At 68.1% G+C, this 18,531-nt stretch carries 13 protein-coding genes; 11 read left to right on the top strand and 2 right to left on the bottom strand.

The features are described from left to right. The first annotated feature begins 28 nt into the window (after positions 1-28). The 7 genes from AC1DMQ_RS22550 (at position 29) to AC1DMQ_RS22520 (ending at position 11,562) form a co-directional block, all read left to right on the top strand. Positions 29-1,225: a mandelate racemase/muconate lactonizing enzyme family protein gene (locus AC1DMQ_RS22550; RefSeq protein WP_477035775.1), complete on the top strand. Its 1,197-nt coding sequence runs from the start codon at positions 29-31 to the stop codon at positions 1,223-1,225. A gap of 75 nt (positions 1,226-1,300) precedes the next feature. Further along, on the top strand, positions 1,301-2,578 hold the full coding sequence (gene dctA / locus AC1DMQ_RS22545) for a C4-dicarboxylate transporter DctA (RefSeq protein WP_477035791.1): 1,278 nt from the start codon (positions 1,301-1,303) through the stop codon (positions 2,576-2,578). A 71-nt stretch (positions 2,579-2,649) separates the two neighbouring features. Then, on the top strand, positions 2,650-6,429 hold the full coding sequence (locus AC1DMQ_RS22540; protein WP_477035774.1) for a LamG-like jellyroll fold domain-containing protein: 3,780 nt from the start codon (positions 2,650-2,652) through the stop codon (positions 6,427-6,429). 51 nt (positions 6,430-6,480) lie between these two features. Next, a complete protein-coding gene (locus tag AC1DMQ_RS22535; RefSeq protein ID WP_477035773.1) occupies positions 6,481-6,684 on the top strand; it encodes a hypothetical protein in 204 nt (67 codons plus the stop codon). Between the two features lie 214 nt (positions 6,685-6,898). Continuing rightward, positions 6,899-9,709, top strand: a complete 2,811-nt coding sequence (locus tag AC1DMQ_RS22530; RefSeq protein WP_477035772.1) for a TonB-dependent receptor — start codon at positions 6,899-6,901, stop codon at positions 9,707-9,709. 148 nt (positions 9,710-9,857) lie between these two features. After that, a complete protein-coding gene (locus AC1DMQ_RS22525; protein ID WP_477035771.1) occupies positions 9,858-11,000 on the top strand; it encodes a YncE family protein in 1,143 nt (380 codons plus the stop codon). Between the two features lie 283 nt (positions 11,001-11,283). Beyond that, positions 11,284-11,562 (top strand): HU family DNA-binding protein, encoded by a 279-nt coding sequence (locus AC1DMQ_RS22520; RefSeq protein WP_056447131.1) that lies wholly within the window; start codon positions 11,284-11,286, stop codon positions 11,560-11,562. 166 nt (positions 11,563-11,728) lie between these two features. Here the strand turns inward: AC1DMQ_RS22520 and AC1DMQ_RS22515 are convergent, their stop codons facing one another. Next, entirely contained in the window at positions 11,729-12,556 is an 828-nt protein-coding gene (locus tag AC1DMQ_RS22515) for a LytR/AlgR family response regulator transcription factor (protein ID WP_477035770.1), read from the bottom strand. After that, positions 12,553-13,608: a sensor histidine kinase gene (locus AC1DMQ_RS22510; protein ID WP_477035769.1), complete on the bottom strand. Its 1,056-nt coding sequence runs from the start codon at positions 13,606-13,608 to the stop codon at positions 12,553-12,555. Before AC1DMQ_RS22510 ends, AC1DMQ_RS22515 begins: the two co-directional genes overlap by 4 nt. Before the next feature lie 181 nt (positions 13,609-13,789). Here AC1DMQ_RS22510 and AC1DMQ_RS22505 point away from each other — a divergent pair, with 181 nt between their 5' ends. From AC1DMQ_RS22505 to AC1DMQ_RS22490, 4 genes are all read left to right on the top strand, one after another. Then, a complete protein-coding gene (locus AC1DMQ_RS22505) occupies positions 13,790-14,062 on the top strand; it encodes a hypothetical protein (protein WP_477035768.1) in 273 nt (90 codons plus the stop codon). Next, positions 14,052-14,501 (top strand): MarR family transcriptional regulator, encoded by a 450-nt coding sequence (locus AC1DMQ_RS22500; protein ID WP_477035767.1) that lies wholly within the window; start codon positions 14,052-14,054, stop codon positions 14,499-14,501. Before AC1DMQ_RS22505 ends, AC1DMQ_RS22500 begins: the two co-directional genes overlap by 11 nt. An 8-nt stretch (positions 14,502-14,509) precedes the next feature. After that, positions 14,510-15,028, top strand: a complete 519-nt coding sequence (locus tag AC1DMQ_RS22495; protein WP_477035766.1) for a hypothetical protein — start codon at positions 14,510-14,512, stop codon at positions 15,026-15,028. Between the two features lie 316 nt (positions 15,029-15,344). Then, a complete protein-coding gene (locus AC1DMQ_RS22490; protein WP_477035765.1) occupies positions 15,345-18,527 on the top strand; it encodes a TonB-dependent receptor in 3,183 nt (1,060 codons plus the stop codon). Positions 18,528-18,531: the final 4 nt, after the last annotated feature.

Genomic DNA, 18,531 nt, shown 5'->3' with positions numbered 1-18,531 from the left:
AGGGTCCAGTCGCCAACTGGAGAACACCGTGCGTATCCTCGACATCCGCGAGAAGACCGTCTCAATCGCCTCGCCGATCGCCAATGCCTATATCGATTTCTCGAAGATGACTTGCTCGGTCGTCGCCGTCATCACCGATGTGGTGCGCGATGGCAAGCCGGTGATCGGCTACGGCTTCAATTCCAATGGTCGGTATGGCCAAGGCGCGCTGATGCGCGAGCGCTTCCTGCCGCGCCTGGCCGAGGCCGCGCCCGACAGCCTGGTCGATCACGACGCCGACAATCTGGACCCGTTCGCCATCTGGAAGGCCCTGATGACGAACGAGAAGCCCGGCGGGCACGGCGAGCGCTCGGTCGCCGTCGGCACGCTGGACATGGCCGTCTGGGACGCCGTGGCCAAGATCGCCGAGAAGCCGCTCTACCGCCTGCTGGCCGACCGCTATCGCGGCGGCGCGGCCGACGACAAGGTCTGGGTCTACGCGGCCGGCGGCTACTACTATCCGGGCAAGGACGACGCCCAGCTGCAGGCCGAGATGCGCAGCTATCGCGACCGCGGCTACAAGGTGGTCAAGATGAAGATCGGCGGCGCATCGCTGGACGTCGACCTGCGTCGCATCGAGTCTGTGCTGGAGATCGTCGGCGACGGCCAGAACCTGGCGGTCGACGCCAACGGCCGCTTCGACCTGGAGACCGGCATCGCCTACGCCGAGGCCCTGAAGCCCTACAACCTGTTCTGGTACGAGGAAGTCGGCGATCCGCTGGACTACGCCCTGCAGGCCGAGCTTTCCAAACACTACGAGCTGCCCATGGCCACCGGCGAGAATCTGTTCTCGCACCAGGACGCCCGCAACCTGCTGCGCCACGGCGGCATGCGCCCCGACCGGGACTACCTGCAGTTCGACTGCGCGCTGTCATACGGCCTTGTCGAATATCTGCGAACGCTCGAAGTTCTCGACCAGAACGGCTGGTCGACGCGCCGGATCGTGCCGCACGGGGGGCACCAGATGTCGCTGAACATCGCCGCCGGCCTGCACCTGGGCGGCAACGAGTCGTACCCCGACGTCTTCAAGCCGTTCGGCGGCTTCGCCGACGGCATCTCGGTCGAGAACGGCCTGGTCGGTCTGCCCGACGTTCCCGGCGTGGGCTTCGAGGCCAAGTCGAACCTGATCGCCCTGATGCGCACCCTGACCGAAGACGTCACCCTGGCCAGCATCAAGGCGGCCTAGACAATCGACACGAAGATCTGGCGACACGACGATCCGGCGGCCCAACGCCGGACGATCCATCAAGGGGAAACGACCATTTCGACGCTCAAGAGACTGCTCTCCCAGATCTACGTCCAGGTGCTGATCGCCATCGTGATCGGCGCGTTGGTCGGTCTGTGGTTCCCCCACTTCGGGACGGCGTTGAAACCCCTGGCGGACGGCTTCATCAAGCTGATCAAGATGCTGCTGGCGCCGATCATCTTCGGCACCGTGGTGGTCGGCATGGCCAAGATGGGCGACCTCAAGGAGGTGGGCCGGATCGGCGTCAAGGCGCTGGTCTATTTCGAGGTGCTGTCGACGATCGCCCTGGTGGTTGGGCTGGTGGTGGTCAACGTGCTCAAGCCCGGCGCGGGCATGAACATCGACGCCGGCAACCTGGACGGCCACGCCCTGGCCGGCTTCACCGAGGCCGCCAAGGAACAGGGCGTCGTGCCGTTCCTGATGGACATCATCCCCACCACCCTGGTCGACGCCTTCGCCAAGGGCGCGATGCTGCAGGTGATCCTGCTGTCGGTGCTGATCGGCGCCGGGATCAGCCAGATGGGCGCGCGGGCCAAGCCGCTGGTCGAGATGATGGACCTGTTCCTGGAGGCGATCTTCAAGGTCGTCGGCATGGTCATGCGCCTGGCCCCGCTGGGCGCCGGCGCGGGCGTGGCCTTCACGATCGGCAAGTACGGGATCGGCACGCTGTGGTCGCTGGCCCACCTGCTGATCGCCCTCTACGTCACCAGCCTGTTCTTCGTGGTCGTGGTGCTGGGCGGGGTGATGCGATCGGTCGGCCTGCCGTTCTGGTCCTTCCTGCGCTTCATCCGCGAGGAGATCTTCGTGGTGCTGGGCACCTGCTCGACCGAGGCCGTCCTGCCCCGGCTGATGCAGAAGCTGGAGGACATGGGCTGCGCCAAGCCGGTGGTCGGGCTGGTGCTGCCGACCGGCTACACCTTCAACGCAGACGGCACCTGCATCTACCTGACCCTGGCCACCGTGTTCGTGGCCCAGGCCACCAACACCCACCTGGGCCTGGCCGACCAGCTGGTGATCCTGGCGGTGCTGCTGCTGACCTCGAAGGGTTCGGCCGGTGTCGCGGGCGCGGGCTTCATCACCCTGGCGGCCACCCTGTCTACCCTGCACGCCGTGCCGGTCAGCGGCCTGGTCCTGCTGCTGGGCGTCGACCGCTTCCTCAACGAGGCCCGCGCCGTGACCAACCTGATCGGCAACAGCGTCGCCACCGTGGCCATCGCCAAGTGGGACGGCGCGCTGGACATGGACAAGGCCCGCGAGACTCTGGCGAGCCGAAACAAACCTGCAACGTCTTGATCTTAGCGTGGCTTTGAATGACACCGGTTTCCATAAAAGACTCGAAACGAGCGAATTTCAGGGAGAGGCGAATGGCCCGCGTACAACACACCCTCAAGGCCGCGCTGCTGCTGTCGGCCGCGCTGATCGTCGTTCCCGCCCTCGCCCACGCCGCTGATGACAGCGGCCTGCTGTTCCACCTGACCGGCGACAAGGGCCTGACCGCCGACGTCGCCGACGGCGTGGCCGCCCCCAACTTCGCCGACAAGGTCAAGATCCAGAAGGACCCCGTCCACGGCGCCTATATCGAGGCCGCCGGCGACGAGACGCTCAGCTGGATGGCCCCGGGCAACATCTACGCCCAGCGCGGCACGCTCAGCTTCTACTGGAAGGCCCGCGATCCGGTCGGGACCACGCCCTTCCCGCTGTTCCGCGTCGGCTACGCAGACCACACCAGCTGGGACATGGCCTGGCTGCGCATCGACTGGAACGGCAAGGGCTTCGACGCCTTCGTCACCGACGACAACCTCTCGCGCGTGCGGGTCAGCACCACGGCCGCGGCGCCCAAGCCCGACCAGTGGATCCTGGTGACCTTCACCTGGGACGAGGCCAAGGGGATCGCCCTCTATATCGACGGCAAGCCGGTGGCCTCCAAGGCCCAGACGGCCGCCCTCGACGCCGGTCTGGACCAGTTCGGGCCGCACAGCCGGGTGATCTCGCCCCACCAGGTGCAGAGCGCCTACCAGTTCATCCGCGGCGGCGACGTCGACGACATCCGCGTCTACGACCGCGCCCTGGACGACGCCGCCGTCGCCGGCCTGGCCGCCGGCAAGGCGCCCGCTTCCGCCCCCGCGACCACCGACGCCAAGAGCTGGCTCTACCGCTACGGCTGGAACCGCCCGGCCGATCCGCCGCCCTATCTGGCCGACGCCAAGACCGCGATCCGCAAGGTCGAATTCACCGACCAGTACGACCTCAAGGAACGCATGAGCCTGGGCTCGGACGGCATCGCCGAGACCACCTGGCCCGGCGTCTACAACCGCTCGAAACTGCCCGGCCGCCACGACTATTTCGAGCTGCCCGACTGGAACGTCTATGTCGAGGGCGGCAAGGCGATCACCTTCACCCTGCCCGACGAGCCCTATAACCGCCTGGAGTTCCAGGGCGCGGCCTATGGGTCGCTGACCGCCATCGACGCGGCCGGCAAGGAAGCCCCGCTGGCCAAGCGCGCCAAGGGCGAGCTGCGCACGTTCAACCAGTTCGCGGCTCTGAAGGGCGGCAAGCTGCGCTTCGACAACGTGGTGCAGGAAACCCCGATCCAGGAGCTGGCGGCCTACAACGTCACCGCCGCCGCCGAGCCGGACGAGTTCACCCTCAGCTACGTCGTGCGTCCCGGCGCCGACCCGGCGACCTATCCCTCGCTGGACGAGCTTTCGACCTTCGTGAAGGGTCGGTACGCGGCCGGCGAGCGGACCATCGTCACCGCCCTGCCCGCCTCGGCCCCGAACAAGCCCCGCGCCGACGCGGCCGCCGCTCCGGGCCAGCCGATCGTCCACGTGCTGATCCCCGCCGACTTCCGTCAGAACCGCCCCGGCGGTCCGGTGGGCAAGTTCCAGTACGGCTGGCAGGGCGCCGACGTCGGCCTGGACGGCGTGGCGATCGACATCCCCGCCCTGAAGGTCAAGGCCACCCACGGCGAGCTGTTTCCGCTGAACATCAAGGTCAAGGACCCGCTGTGGCCGGGCCGCGACCTGATCGACGTCAACGTCTCGGTCAAGCCGGGCGAGGCCCGGACGATCTATCTCGACACCCGCGACCGCCTGCTGCCGGAAGGCAAGAGCCTGTACCTGAGCATCGCCGGGGCCGGCGCCGACTTCGACGCCAGGCAACTGGACGGCATGGCCGTGCGCCTGAAGTTCAAGCCCTCGGCCGACGCCAAGGCCGAGCACGTCGCCGACCGCCTGGCCCAGGCGCGCGACAACCTGGCCTTCCTGGTCGAGGAGCACGACGTCTCCAAGCGCCTGGCCCGCTACGCGCGGCTGGATCTTGAGCTGTCGGACCTGCTGCGCGTCGACCCGACCAACCAGCACGGCCGCGAGATGTGGGCCGAGCTGAACCCCGAGCAGCCCGGCGTGCCGGTCACCCTGCCGGTCGCCCCGGCCGGCGTGCCCAAGTGGGCGTTCCTGCAGGTCGAGGATCTCAAGCGCGTCCGCAAGTTCATCGAGTGGTGGATCGACAAGCGCCAGGTCCCGTACGGCGACTTCGGCGGCGGCATCTCGGACGACAACGACCTGACCCAGCAGTGGCCGCCCCTGGCCCTGATGGGCGACATCCCCGACAAGACCACCGCCTCGCTGAACGCCCTGCTCGACGCGGCCTACAAGAACGACATGATCCCGAACGGCCTGTCGAAGATCAAGACCGACGAGCTGCACTCGTACGAGGAGGCGATCAACCTCAAGGCCGAGGCGATGTACACCAGCTACGGCGATCCCAAGATCGTCGAGCGGATGATGGAGACGGCCCGGGCCTATCCGATCGTGATGAACAAGGGCGAGGACGGTCACGTCCATCCGCTCAGCCGCTACTTCTCGGCCACCGACGTGTCGCGCGACGGGCCGTGGGGTTGGTCGCACCCCTATTCCTACCTGATCCTGCACCCGGGCATGCTGATCGCCGACTTCAACGGCGATCCCACCCTGCGCAAGCTGATCACCGACCTCGCCGACGGCCACCTGGCCCACGGCAAGCAGGACCCGGACGGGACCTGGCGCTATCCGGAAGACATCAACGCCGCCACCGGCCAGTCGCGCGGCGAACTGGTCGGCAAGGGCCGCGGCAACGTCTCGGCCATGCAGCTGTTCTGGGCGGCTTACCGCTGGACCGGCGACGAGAAGTACCTGCGCCCGCTGCAGGGCCAGATGGCCCGGACCGGCCTGAAGGGCGTCGACGAGCTCAACAGCGACGTCATCGACATGCTGGGCCTGCGCGACGCTCAGACGCCCGGGCTCAAGTCGGCGATGGCCAAGGGCTCGGACGACCCGTTCCTGCTGTACGAAGCCTGGCGCTCGACCGGCGACACCGCCTATCTGGAAAAGGTCTACAGCGACGAGATCACCACCGCCGAACAGCGGATGTGGATGGTCACCGAGGCCCACTGGTGGTCGGACCGCGTCGAGCTGTTCAGCGAGATCCTGCAGCGCTCCCGCCTCGGCGGCATGGCCCTGGCCCGCAACCAGATGTTCCCCGGCCACCTGGTCAGCTGGCGGTTCGACACCCCGACCGCCGCCGAGGACGTCGGCATCCTGGTCACCGGCGGACAGAAAAGCTTCAAGGTAACCGGCTACAATCTGACCGGTCAGTCGATTCATGCGGTGATGACCGGGTGGGACGTCGCGGCCGGCCAATGGTCGGTGACCCGCGCGGTCGACGATGGCAAGGGGGGAGCCGCCGAGCCGGCGGCTTCAGTGGCGTTCGAACGCACCACCGGCCTGGACGTGACCTTCGCGCCCGGCAAGACCACGACCTGGGAGTTCACCCTGCAGACCGCCGCCGCCACGCCCGTGACCGAACGTCCCGACCTCGGGATCGGCCGCGACGACGTCAAGGCCGGCAAGTCGGGCCTGACCGTCACCGTCCACAGCCTGGGCGCCAAGCCGGCCCCGGCCTCGGTGGTGGTGGTCGAGGACGCCTCGGGCAAGGAACTGGCGCGGGCGACCACGCCCGTCCTGCCCGCGCCGCTGGACCTGAAACCCAAGACCGCGCAGGTCGCCCTGAAAGCCGGCTGGAAGGCCGGTTACCGGGTCCGCATCCTCACCCCGGCCGGCGCGCCGGAGATCACCCAACTCAACAATATCGTCACAGCCCCTTGATTTAGCTTGGAGACCCCGGAGCGGACGCGCTCCGGGGGCGTTGCTTAGCCCATGGCCGAAACCCTCACCGTACCCCGCGACCTCGTTCAGCGCCTGCGCGCCCGGCTGCCCGCCGTGACGCGCGAGCACCTGTTCGACTGCTACGCGATCAGCGAAACCACCTGGACCAAGCTGCGCGACGGCAAGCCGATCAAGCGCTCGACGCTTGAGCGCATCCTGCAGCGCTACGAAAGGTTGCTGTCCCACGCGGCTTGATGCCGGACCGGCATCACGACGTTCCAGAACGGCATTGGCGGCGCGCCATCGACGGCTCCTAGTCTCCTGGTGGGATGAGGTTCCACCGCCGATCCGATGACCGGACAGCGCCGCCCCTCCCGAGAACAAGACCGAGCACGGTCGAGACAAAGTCCCGTCGGGAGGGAAAACAATGCCTACAGTTCAACACCGCGTGTGGTTGGCGAGCGCGTCCATGGCCGCCGTCTGCTTCGGCCTCGCCGCAACCCCCGCCGCCGCGCGGCAGGACGCCCCCTCTTCGACTCAGGCCGCCGCGCCCGCCGCCGACAACCAGGACGCGGTGTCGGAAGTGGTCGTCACCGGCTTCCGCTCCAGCCTGGCCAAGGCGCTGAACGTCAAGCGCCAGGAGTCGGCCGCCGTCGACTCCATCCTGGCCGAGGACATCGGCAAGTTCCCCGACCTCAACCTCTCTGAATCCATCCAGCGCATCCCCGGCGTGGCCCTGGCGCGTGACGGCGGCGAGGGTCGCCAGATCTCGGTTCGCGGCCTGGGTCCCCAGTTCACCCGCGTGCGGATCAACGGCATGGAAGCCCTGACCACCGGCGGCGGCTCCGACGCCGGCGGCGGCATCAACCGCGGCCGCTCGTTCGACTTCAACGTCTTCGCCTCGGACCTCTTCAGCTCGATCACCGTGCGCAAGACCGCCGAGGCGGCCACGGAAGAAGGCTCGCTGGGAGCGACCGTCGACCTGCGCACCGCCCGCCCCTTCGACTATCACGGCTTCAAGATGGCCGGTTCGGCCCAGGCCAGCTACAACGACCTGGCCAAGTCGACCAATCCGCGCGGCGCCTTCATGGTCTCCAACACCTGGAAGGACGACACGTTCGGCGCCCTGCTGTCGGTGGCCTACACCAAGCGCAAGCTGGATGACGAAGGCTCCTCGACCGTGCGCTGGGCCACCGGCAACGCCTTCTCGCCGGGCTTCGACGCCCTGCCCAACGGCGCGGGCCTGCCGACCACGGTCAATCCGGCCGCCGCCGCCAACAACGCCGCCTTCCACCCGCGCTTCCCGCGCTACGACAACTATATCGACGACCAGGAGCGCCTGGGCGGCACCCTGTCGCTGCAGTGGAAGCCGAGCGACAAGACCCTGCTGAGCTTCGACGCCCTCTACGCCGACTTCAAGGGCACCCGCGAGGAGCAGTACCTGGAAGCGCCGTCGTTCAGCGTCGGCGGAGCCTGTACGGCCGCCAACGTCGCCACCTCGTGCGGCATCGCCCAGACCCACGTGGTCTCGTCGACGATCGACGACAAGAACACGATGATCGCCGGCAAGTTCGACAACGTCGACCTGCGCGTCGAGAACCGCTTCGACGAACTGGACACCAAGTTCACCCAGTTCGGCCTGAACCTGGAGCAGCAGATCACCGACGACATCAAGATCGTCGGCCTGATCGGCCATTCGAAGTCCGACCACCAGAACCCGATCCAGACCACGGTCCAGTTCGACCAGTTCAACGTCCAGGGCTATTCCTACGACTACAGCAACGGCAACCTGCCGGTGATCAACTACGGCAGCGCGGCCCTGACCGACCCCAGCAAGTGGGTGCTGACCCAGATCCGCGAACGCCCGCAGACCGCGATCAACACCTATGACGTCGCCCAGATCGACGGCTCCTGGGACAACCTGGGGATCTTCAAGCTGAGCGCCGGCGGGGCCTACAAGGAATACGAGTTCACCACCACCGAGCTGCGGCGCTCGAACGGCACCAGCACCAACATCGAGCCGACCATTCCGACCGCCATGGCGGCCATCGATCGCGCGACCTACGGCAAGATCGCCAGCTTCGCCGGCGTCAACGTGCTGATCCCGGACGTCAAGACGGCCGCCGATGTGCTCAGCCTGTACGACCAGACCGCCTATGGCGGCACGTTCAAGCTGGGCAAGGAACCGGCCCTGGGCAACAACCGCGGCGTCAACGAGAAGGATCTCGGCGGCTACGTGCAGGCCGACTTCAACACCGAGGTCGCGGGCCGTCCGCTGCGCGGCAACTTCGGCGTCCGCTACGTCAAGACCAAGCAGGATTCGAACGGCTACACCTATGTCAGCGGCGCGCCGGTGGCGGTCGAGGCGTCGCGCGAATACAGCGACACCCTGCCGTCGATGAACGTGGTCTACGAGCCGGTCGACAACTTCCTGATCCGCTTCGGGGCGGCCAAGGTGATGTCGCGGCCCGACCTGGGCAGCCTGACCCCCGGCGCGACGATCAGCGTCTCGGGCGCGGGCCGCAGCGTCAGCGCCGGCAACCCCAATCTCGACCCGTTCCGGGCCAAGGCCTACGACCTGTCGTTCGAATGGTACTTCCAGCAGTCGGGCCTGCTGTCGCTGGCGCTGTTCAAGAAGCAGATCGGCAGCTTCGTCCAGACGCTGCAGACCAACTCGACCTTCACCGGCAACACGTTCGGCCTGCCCGACAGCGTGGCCATCGCCGCCTGCGGCACGACCAACGGCTGCAGCCCCAGCGCCCAGTGGCAGTTCACCGTGCCCAGCAACACGCCGGGCGGCGACCTGGAAGGCTACGAGCTGAACTACCAGCAGCCCCTGACCTTCCTGCCGGGCTTCCTGACCCACACCGGCGTGCTGCTGAACTACACGCACGTCAAATCGTCGATCAACTACCTGAACGGCGCCGGCGCGATCGTGGCCACGGGCAATCTGACGGGCCTGTCGCCCACCTCGTACAACGCCACGATCTACTACGAGGACAGCAAGTGGAGCGCCCGGGCCTCGGCCTCGTATCGTGACAGCTACCTGACCCGGATCCCCGGTTCGGAAGCCGGCACCAACGCCGACGGCACCACCGAGACGCTGAACGTCGACGCCTCGCTGCAGTACACGATCAACGACAACTTCAAGATCACCCTCGAGGGGGTGAACCTGACCGACGAATACCAGGACCAGTTCAACGACTCCGTCGCCGACCGGTCCTCGTTCTACCACCACACGGGTCGCGAGTTCATTCTGGGCCTTCGCTACACCTACTAGGCCTGGATTGAAGCGATGGCGCGGCGGATTTGTCCCCGTCGCGCATCGACAGCAGAGGCGCGCGAACGTCACCCTCCCGACGTTCGCGCGCTTTTGCGTCCGCACCATACCCCTGGCGCGCCGCGCGCCGCACGGTCAGGATCCCCGCATGATCGCCCGCCCTTTGCTCGCCGCCGTCTTCGCCCTGGTTCTCGCCGATGTCGGCCACGCCCAGATCGCGGTGTCGGCCAATGACGGCAAGCAGGTGCTGGACGACGGCGCCCAGGTGGTGCCGGCCAATCCCCTTCCGGACTCCGTGTCGCTGATCGACCTGTCGGCCTCGCCGCCCCGCATCGTCGGCGAGGTGGCCGTCCCGACCAGCGTCATCGGCCCGCCGTCCAGCGTCGCGGTGGCGCCGGACGGGTCGTTCGCCCTGGTCACCTCGGCCCGCAAGATCGATCCCGCCAACCCGGCCGCCATTATCCCCGACGACGTGGTCAGCGTGATCGACCTGAAGACCCTGAAGGTCACCGCCACCCTGCATGCCGGCGCAGGAGCCTCGGGGGTGTCGATCAACCGCGCCGGAACCCTGGCCCTGGTCGCCAACCGCTCGGAGGGCACGGTCAGCGTCTTCACCCTGGCGGGCGGCGTCGCCACCCCGGCCGGCAAGGTCAAGGTCGGCGACCCGGACTCCTCGCCGGCCATGGTCATCTTCTTCGACGGCGACCGCCGGGCCCTGGTGTCGCGCGACCATGACCACAAGATCGTCCAACTGAGCCTGGAGGGCGCGAGCGTGACCCTGACGCCGGTCAGCCTGGCGGCGGGGCTGCGGCCCTATCAGATCGACACCGACGGACCGCGCCGGTTCGCCGTGTCGGGCAACATCGGCGGCGGCGGGCGCGACATCGACACCGTCAGCCTGATCGACCTGGCTCCGGCCGCGCCGCGCGTCGTCGACACCGTCTCGGTCGGCCTGACCCCCGAGGGGCTGAAGATGTCGCCCGACGGCCGTTACGTGGCCGTCAACGTCAACGAGGGCTCAAACCTGTCGACCAAGGCGCCGGGCTACCACCTCCAGGGCCTGGTGCAGGTGTGGCGGATCGACGGCCAGCGTCTGGTCAAGGTGACGCAGGCGCCGGTCGCCGGCTGGGGCCAGGGCATCGTCTGGTCGCGCGACTCCCGTCGCTTGCTGGTGCAGTGCATGGTCGGCCGGACGGTCGAGGCCTTCGCCTTCGACGGCCGCGAACTGCGTCACGAAGCGACCCTTTCCATGCCCGCCGGACCGGCCGCGATCCGCACCGCCGAGCCCTGACCGATTCTCCCCGAAGCGGCCTTTCGGGCCGATTCTAGGGACTCACCTGCTTTCTTCGCACACGCACAATCGCCTCGCGTCCGCGCCGACGCTCGGCCATGGCTGGGCGCGAGCCTTAAGCATGTTTCTTTAATGGGTTGATATAGCGAGGATTTTCCGCAACCTGACGCCCGCCCGCCCCCGTCGGATCGGCGCGTTAACCCTTGTTTTCATGATGAGGTGACAAAGCGCGTTTGGCCCGGCAGGGTTGGCTCTCTTTTGATTCCAGCAGATGAGCTGATTTATGAACGTTTCGGATCTGGTCGACGCCGCCGTGGCCGCCGACGACAAGCTGACCAAGACTCAAGCCAAGGCCATCATCGACGGCGTCTTCAAGTCGCTGACCGACGCCGCCGTGAAGGGCGAAGAAGTCTCGATCCCGGGCTTCGGCAAGTTCAAGGTCCAGGCCAAGCCGGCCCGCACCGGCCGCAACCCCTCGACGGGCGCCGCCATCCAGATCGCGGCCAGCAAGAAGGTCGCCTTCACGCCGGCCAAGCAACTGAAGGACGCCGTCAACGGCTAATCCCTCGGCGAGCGGCCGGCCTCACCGCCGGCCGCTCATCCGGCCTTCCAGCGCGAAAGCCTGAAGCGCCCTCGCCCGCCGGCTCGACCGACGCGGCCGACCTATCTTGACGGACAGCCTTCGGCGTCCGCTCCCCTCCCAGACAATTCAGAACTGTTCGCCGGCCCTACAGCGGCTCGGAGGCTCGCGACCGTCCCGACGCGCGGCGAAACAGTTTCCGCACGGCGGCCGCGTGGCTGCGGCCCACCGCCGGACGGGCGCCGGTCGACAGCACCGCCGTCAGCCCGCCGCCCGGGCGCGGGGCCAGCTGGATCACCCGGTCGCGCTGCACCACCGCCGAGCGGTGGATACGCACGAAGGCTTCGGGGTCCAGCCGTTCGACCAGGCCGCGGATCGAGTCCCGGATCAGATAGCTGCGCGCCCCGACGTGCAGGCGGACATAGTCGCGCTCGGCCTCGATCCAGTCGAGATCGCGCACCAGCACCCGCTGGGCCCCGCCCCGGCCTTCGATCCAGAGTTCGGTCTCGAAGCTCGCGGCGCCCGAAGGCTCCTGGCCTCGCCCTTCAGCCCGCAGGTCCTGGACGATGGCCCGCAGTTCGCCGATCCGCTGCTCGGCGTCGCGCGCCCGGATCTGGGCCCGGGCCCGGGCCAGGGCCTCGGCCACCCGCGCGCCGTCGAACGGCTTGAGCAGATAGTCCACGGCCGCCAGGTCGAAGGCCTGGATGGCGTAGCGGTCGAAGGCGGTGGCGAAGATCACCACCGGCCCTTCGGGTCCGGCCAGGGCGCGGGCCACGCTGACCCCGTCGCGGCCGGGCATCTTGATGTCGATGATCACCACCTGGGCGGCGGTCTCGCGCGCCAGGGCCAGGGCCTGGTCGCCGTCGGCGGCGGTGCCGACGATCCGCACGTCATCGACCTCGGCCGTCAGGCGGCGCAGGCGGCGCAGGGCCAGCGGCTCATCGTCGGCCAGCAGGACGGTCAGCGCCTCGCTCATGCCCGCTCCAGCGGCAGGTCCAGGCGGACCTGGAAGCCCCGAGGCTCGCGCGAGCCGCAGGTCAGGGTCGCCTGGTCGCCATAACGGGTCTCCAGCCGCCGACGGACGTTCTCCAGCCCCACGCCCAACCCGGGCGGACCGCCGACCGCCCCGGCCCCGTCGTCGGTGACGGTGATCGACATCCTGCCGTCCTGGTGGACGGCCACCACCTCGATGACGATCGGCTCGCTGGTGCGGGCCAGGCCGTGCTTGACGGCGTTCTCGATGATCGGCTGCAGGATCAGGTTGGGCGCCAGGGCGTCCAGCAATTCCGGAGGGACGCGCTCGACATAGCGCAGGCGCTCGCCGAACCGGATCTGCTCGATGGCCACGTACTGCCGCTCGCCGTCCAGTTCCTCGGACAGGGTGACCATCTCACGCACGTCGCGCTCCAGCGAGCGGCGCAGGAAGCCCGACAGGCCCAGGATCATCTGCTCGGCCCGGTCGTTCTGGCGCTCCATCACCAGGGTCGCCAGGGCGTTGAGGGTGTTGAACAGGAAGTGCGGGCTGATCTGGTAGCGCAACATGCGGTTCTGGGTCTCGGTGGCCAGCACCCGCGCCGCCTCCAGCTTGAACCGGGCCTCCCGCGCGGCCAGGTCGGCGTGCACGGCCATGAAGATCGCCGCCCAGGCCGCGAAGAACCAGAACACCGTGCGGGCGATCAACATCACGCCCCAGAAGGTCGACTCCGGCCAGCGCGGCAGGATGGCGACATAGACCGTGTAGTCGACCACCCCGAACATCAGCGAGCCGACCAGGGACAGCCCGCCGGCCAGGGCCAGCCGCCAGGCGATCGGCCACGGGGTCGAGCGCAGCAGCAGCGGCCCCATGGCCTGGCACATCAGGGCGCCGATCAGGCAGACCACCGCGCGCCGGAACGCGCCGTCCCAGAAATGCGGCGCCCTGGCGTTCACCCAGCCCAGGGTCAGGGCGGCATAGGCCAGCAGCCAGACCCCCGCCGTGGCGATCAGGATCGTCCGGGTCTGCTGCTGGGCGGCCGGCGTCGACGTCATGGGCCATTGTCGCCGCTGGCGGGCTGCTCGCAAAGCGCCGTTCGCAGACGGAGCGGCGCCGTTGGCAGACGGTCCCGCCGCTCGCAGCAGGACGCCGACCGTTGGTATCCCGGCGCCTGACAAGCCGGCGGCGGCTGACAAGATCGATCGGCAAGACTCGATGCTCACGGAGGGAGCCCAGATGACCGCGCGCTCCAAGGACATTCCGATGCTGACCCTGCGGGCGCAGATCACCATCGAGGTCTCGGCGCTGGACTATGTCGAGGCGGCCGAGCACCAGCGGCGGGCCGAGGCCCTGCTCGCGGTGGTCCGCGCCGAGTACGCCACCGCCGGCTTCACCTTCCACCACCTGAGGCCCAGGCTGGCGGGCGATGCCAAGGCCGGCGAAGCCGCCTCGCCGCCGCGCCGCTACAAGACCCGCCCCCGCGTGCTGGCGGTCTATCATGACAGCTGAAGTGGTCCGCATCCGCCGCCGCGACGCCGTGCTGGCCGCGCTGGAGAGCTTCCGGCGGATCCATCCCGCCATCAGCCTGACCAGCGTGCGGGCCTTCCTCTATGTCGCCGAGAACCCCGGCATCAACGTCACCGAGCTGGCCCTGGCCTGCGGCCTGACCGACGCCGGCGCCTCACGCGTGGCGCGGGCCCTGGCGGGGCCGGCGATCGATCGGCCGCTGCCGCCGTCCCTGGACCTGCTGGACTGCGTGGTCGGCGCCGTCGATCCGCGCGAGCGGCTGCTGCGGCTGTCGCCGCGCGGCCAGGCGTTGGTCGAGCGCATCGAGCAGCTGATCGCCGCCCAGACGCCGATCGTCCTGCCCGCCGGCTCGCCCACGGATGACGCCGCCCCTTCGCTTGGCGGCGAGTCCGCCCCTATCCACGCCACGCGCTCGCATTGAGAGGTCCCATGCAGATATTCCCCGGAAAAGCCGGGATCGGCCCGCTGGCGGCCATCCTCGGCGGCGGCCTGACCGCCGCCTTGCTGGACATCGTCTACGCCTTCATCGCCTTCGGCCTGCGCGGCGTCAGTCCGGTCAGGATCCTGCATTCGATCGCCAGCGGGGTGCTGGGCAAGGCGGCCTATCAGGGCGGGGCCGGGGCGGCGGCGCTGGGCGCCCTGCTCCATGTCGGCATCGCCGTGGTGATGGCCGCGATCTATGTCGCGGCCAGCCGTGTGCTTCCCTCGCTCAACAGGCGGCCCTGGCTGTGGGGACCGCTGTACGGGATCGGCTGCTATCTGGTCATGAACTACGTCGTGCTGCTGCTGCGGTTCGGTCCCAAGCCGCTTCCGCCGCTCGTGGTGCTGGTCGGCGGCGTGGCCATCCACATGTTCGGCGTCGGCCTGCCGATCGCCCTGTTCGCGGCCCGCGCGGTGTTCTCGCCCCGCCTCCCCGGCTCGACGTCCGCGCCTCAACCCATCGCCTGAATCGCACTGCTCACCCGCCGCTCCAGCTCTCGCCGACCTCGTCGGCGAGAGCTTTCACGCGTTCAATTCAATAAATAATCGTCAAGTTATCGACAATATCGAATGTACTTACCAGTCAGTACTCTAATTTCACCGTGTCGATACCGTGACAACATTTCAGTATTTCAATAATCGACGCGAGTTCTATTGACCGAACACCTCGCAATTCGCTGTCTGGAGGCACCGCGAAAGCTCTTCGCCGTCCACACGAACAGGGGGTTACATGTCCGCCAATTCCAGCTCATCCAACCGACGATCCCAGTCCGAGGCCCAGTCCGTGGCTCAATCCCGGCCCGCGTCCCGACGCCTGCGGCTGCTGGCCACGACCATGGCGGCCGGCCTCGCCTCGGTCGCCGCGCCCACGGGGCTGGCGATCCTGGTCGGCCTGACGCCGCACCGGGCCCTGGCCCAGGACTACAGCTCCGGCGCCCTGGCGGGCACGGTGGCCGACGCCGGCGGGACGCCGGTGGCCGGCGCGGCGGTCAAGGTCAAGTCGCTGGCCCAGGGCTTCGAGCGCGACCTGACCACCGACGCCGACGGCCGGTTCCGCATCGCCCTGATCCCGTCCGGCGGCTACTCGGTCTCGATCAGCAAGCCCGGCTACCAGACGGTCAACGATCCCAACGTCCGCGTCACGGTCGGCTCGACCGCCAACTTCGGCTTCACGATCAACGAGGAAGGCGCGTCGGTCTCGGAGGTGGTCGTCACCGGCACGGCCAATCCGCAGCTGGACTTCGCCGGCACCACGACGGGCCTGGTGGTCGATGTCGAGACCTTGAGCAAGCAGGTGCCGATCGCCCGCAACGTCACCTCGCTGGTGCTGCTGGCCCCGTCGGCCATCCCGGGCGACTCCAGCAACAACTTCGTCGTCCAAGGCCAATCGCAGCCGGCGGTCGGCGGCGCCTCGGTCGGTGAGAACGTCTTCTATATCAACGGCTTGAACATCACCAACTTCGTCAACGGCATCGGCGCGGCGGTCGTGCCGTTCGAGTTCTACAAGTCGGTCGAGGTGAAGACCGGCGGCTATCCCGCCGAATTCGGCCGCGGCACGGGCGCGATGATCAACGCCGTGACCAAGTCGGGCTCCAACGACTTCACCTTCGCGGTCCACGGCAACTACGAGCCGAACAGCCTGCGCGAGAAAATGCCCAACACCACCACCGCCCGCAACTCGCTGGCCAAGCGCACGGACAACAGCTTCACCGTCGAGGCCGGCGGCCCGATCATTCCGGACCGGCTGTTCTTCTACGGCTTGGCCACGCTCCAGAACCTTGAGGTGCAGGCGGCGACCAACAACACCTCGCCCACCGCCACGCGCAGCGCGGTGACCAGGGATCGCACGGCCGACCCGTTCTACGCCTTCAAGCTGGACGGCTACATCACCGACAGCCAGCACCTGGAGTTCACCTACTTCGACACCAGCCGCAAGCGTAAGCGCGACAGCTACCAGTACCTGTTGGCCAACGACGAGATCCTGCCCGCGCGGGCCAGCGCCGAAAGCCTCTACCAGGGCGGCGAGAACTACGTGGCCCGCTACACCGGCACCTTCACCGACTGGCTCACTCTCTCGGCCGCCTACGGCCGCAGTGAGACCGACAACAAGGCGGTCGGCGACCTGCCCAACGAGTCGCTGGTCCAGGACGCCCGCACCGGGACAGCCACCATCGTCAGCCGCCAGACCGCCTCCTCCATGACCGTGCCGTCCCTGGCCACCCGCGAGTTCTATCGCGCCGATGCCGACCTTTATTTCAAGCTCTTCGGCGACCACCACATCCGAGGCGGCTTCGACGAGGAAAAGACCCTGCTGACCCAGTTCACCGTGCGCAACGGCGAGCGCAACTGGATCTATCGCAAGGCCGGGAGCACCGGAGCGCAGGGCGGCGCCATCGCGCCGAACCAGGAGTATGTGGAGGTGCGGCGCTTCGAGACGGGCGGCGGCTATAACGGCAAGAACCGGGCCTTCTACATCCAGGACGCCTGGGACGTGTCGGATCGCCTGACCCTGAACCTGGGCGTCCGCAAGGACCAGTTCTCGGTCTCCAACCCGAGCGGCGTGGTGTTCTCTTCGTTCGACGACGAGATCGCCCTGCGCCTGGGCTTCGCCTACGACCTGTTCGGCGCGCGCACCGACAAGCTGTACGGCTCCTATGGCCGGACCTACCTGCCGGTGGCGTCCAACACCGCGTTCCGCGCGGCCTCGGCGGCGATCGACGTGTCCGAGTTCTTCCTGCCGGTCGGCGGGGCCGGCGCGACCTTCACCTACGACCCCCTGACCGGAAAGCCGATCGGCGGCCTGGGCGCCCAGGTCACCTGGCCCAATACGGACACCAACCTCGACCCCTGCACCCCGGCGCTGAAGAGCATCGCGGCTCCGGGAACCATCGCCTGCTTCATCCGCGACGACGGCATCTCGCCGCAGGCCGACGAGGTCTCCGCCCTGAACCTGAAGTCCACCTATCAGGACGAGTACATCGTCGGCTACGAGCACCGCTTCAACGCCCTGTGGAAGGCCGGGGTGAACGTGACCTATCGCAATCTCGGGCGGGTCAGCGAAGACACGGTCATGGACTACGCCGTTCGCGCCTGGTGCTCGGCCAACGGCTACGCCCAGACCAACGCCGCCAAGACCGGCTGCACGGACGTCTGGAGCGGCAGCTTCCAGTTCCTGATCATCAACCCGGGCAGCGACGTGAAGGTCAAGCTGGCCCGCGCCCTGCCGGGCGAGACCACCGCCCGGACGATCACCATCACCGCCGCGCAGATGGGGTTCCCCAAGGCCAAGCGGGAGTATCTGGGCGTGGAGTTCAACTTCGATCGCGAGTTCGACGGCAAGTGGGGCCTGCGCGGCTCGTACGTGCTGTCGGAATCCAAGGGCAACTTCGAAGGCGCGGCGCGGTCGGACAACGGCCAGACCGACGCCGGCATCACCGTCGACTTCGACCGCATGGCCTACATCCCCGGAACCTACGGGCTGCTGCCCAACCACCGCGGCCATCAGATCAAGCTGTTCGGATCCTACGCCGTGCTCGAGGACCTGCTGATCGGCGGCAACCTGTCGGTGCTGTCGCCCCGCAAGTACGGCTGTATCGGACTGGCTCCCGCCGGCGCGACGCCGGACGCCTCGGACGCCAACGCCAGCGGCGCCAACGCCCGCTTCTGCGGCGGCAAGCTGGTCAACCGCGGCGCCTCGTTCGACAGCGACTGGATCACCCGGTTCGACGTCTCGATGCGCTACACCGTCCCGGCCAAGTACGTGCCGGTCATGCCGGTCGTGGGCAGCAAGGGCGACAGCGGCCTGGTGCTGCGGGCCGACATCTTCAACCTGTTCAACCTGTCGGGCGGCACCGACTATGACGAGTTCGGCGAGACGGGCGGCGGCTTGCCCAGCGCCACCTACGGCATGGTCCGCGCCTACCAGGCGCCGCGTTCGGTGCGCCTGGGCTTCGACTGGCAGTTCTAGGCCG

The organism is Caulobacter sp. 05L422 (assembly GCF_056397765.1).
Note: the sequence above shows the minus strand (reverse complement) of the source record. Positions and strands in the feature narration are given on the sequence as shown.

Coding starts and splice junctions, on each gene's coding strand:
- AC1DMQ_RS22540 (WP_477035774.1), top strand. CDS start 2,650: ATGGCCCGCGTACAACACACCCTCAAGGCCGCGCTGCTGCTGTCGGCC.
- AC1DMQ_RS22535 (WP_477035773.1), top strand. CDS start 6,481: ATGGCCGAAACCCTCACCGTACCCCGCGACCTCGTTCAGCGCCTGCGC.
- AC1DMQ_RS22530 (WP_477035772.1), top strand. CDS start 6,899: ATGGCCGCCGTCTGCTTCGGCCTCGCCGCAACCCCCGCCGCCGCGCGG.
- AC1DMQ_RS22525 (WP_477035771.1), top strand. CDS start 9,858: ATGATCGCCCGCCCTTTGCTCGCCGCCGTCTTCGCCCTGGTTCTCGCC.
- AC1DMQ_RS22520 (WP_056447131.1), top strand. CDS start 11,284: ATGAACGTTTCGGATCTGGTCGACGCCGCCGTGGCCGCCGACGACAAG.
- AC1DMQ_RS22515 (WP_477035770.1), bottom strand. CDS start 12,556: ATGAGCGAGGCGCTGACCGTCCTGCTGGCCGACGATGAGCCGCTGGCC.
- AC1DMQ_RS22510 (WP_477035769.1), bottom strand. CDS start 13,608: ATGACGTCGACGCCGGCCGCCCAGCAGCAGACCCGGACGATCCTGATC.
- AC1DMQ_RS22505 (WP_477035768.1), top strand. CDS start 13,790: ATGACCGCGCGCTCCAAGGACATTCCGATGCTGACCCTGCGGGCGCAG.
- AC1DMQ_RS22500 (WP_477035767.1), top strand. CDS start 14,052: ATGACAGCTGAAGTGGTCCGCATCCGCCGCCGCGACGCCGTGCTGGCC.
- AC1DMQ_RS22495 (WP_477035766.1), top strand. CDS start 14,510: ATGCAGATATTCCCCGGAAAAGCCGGGATCGGCCCGCTGGCGGCCATC.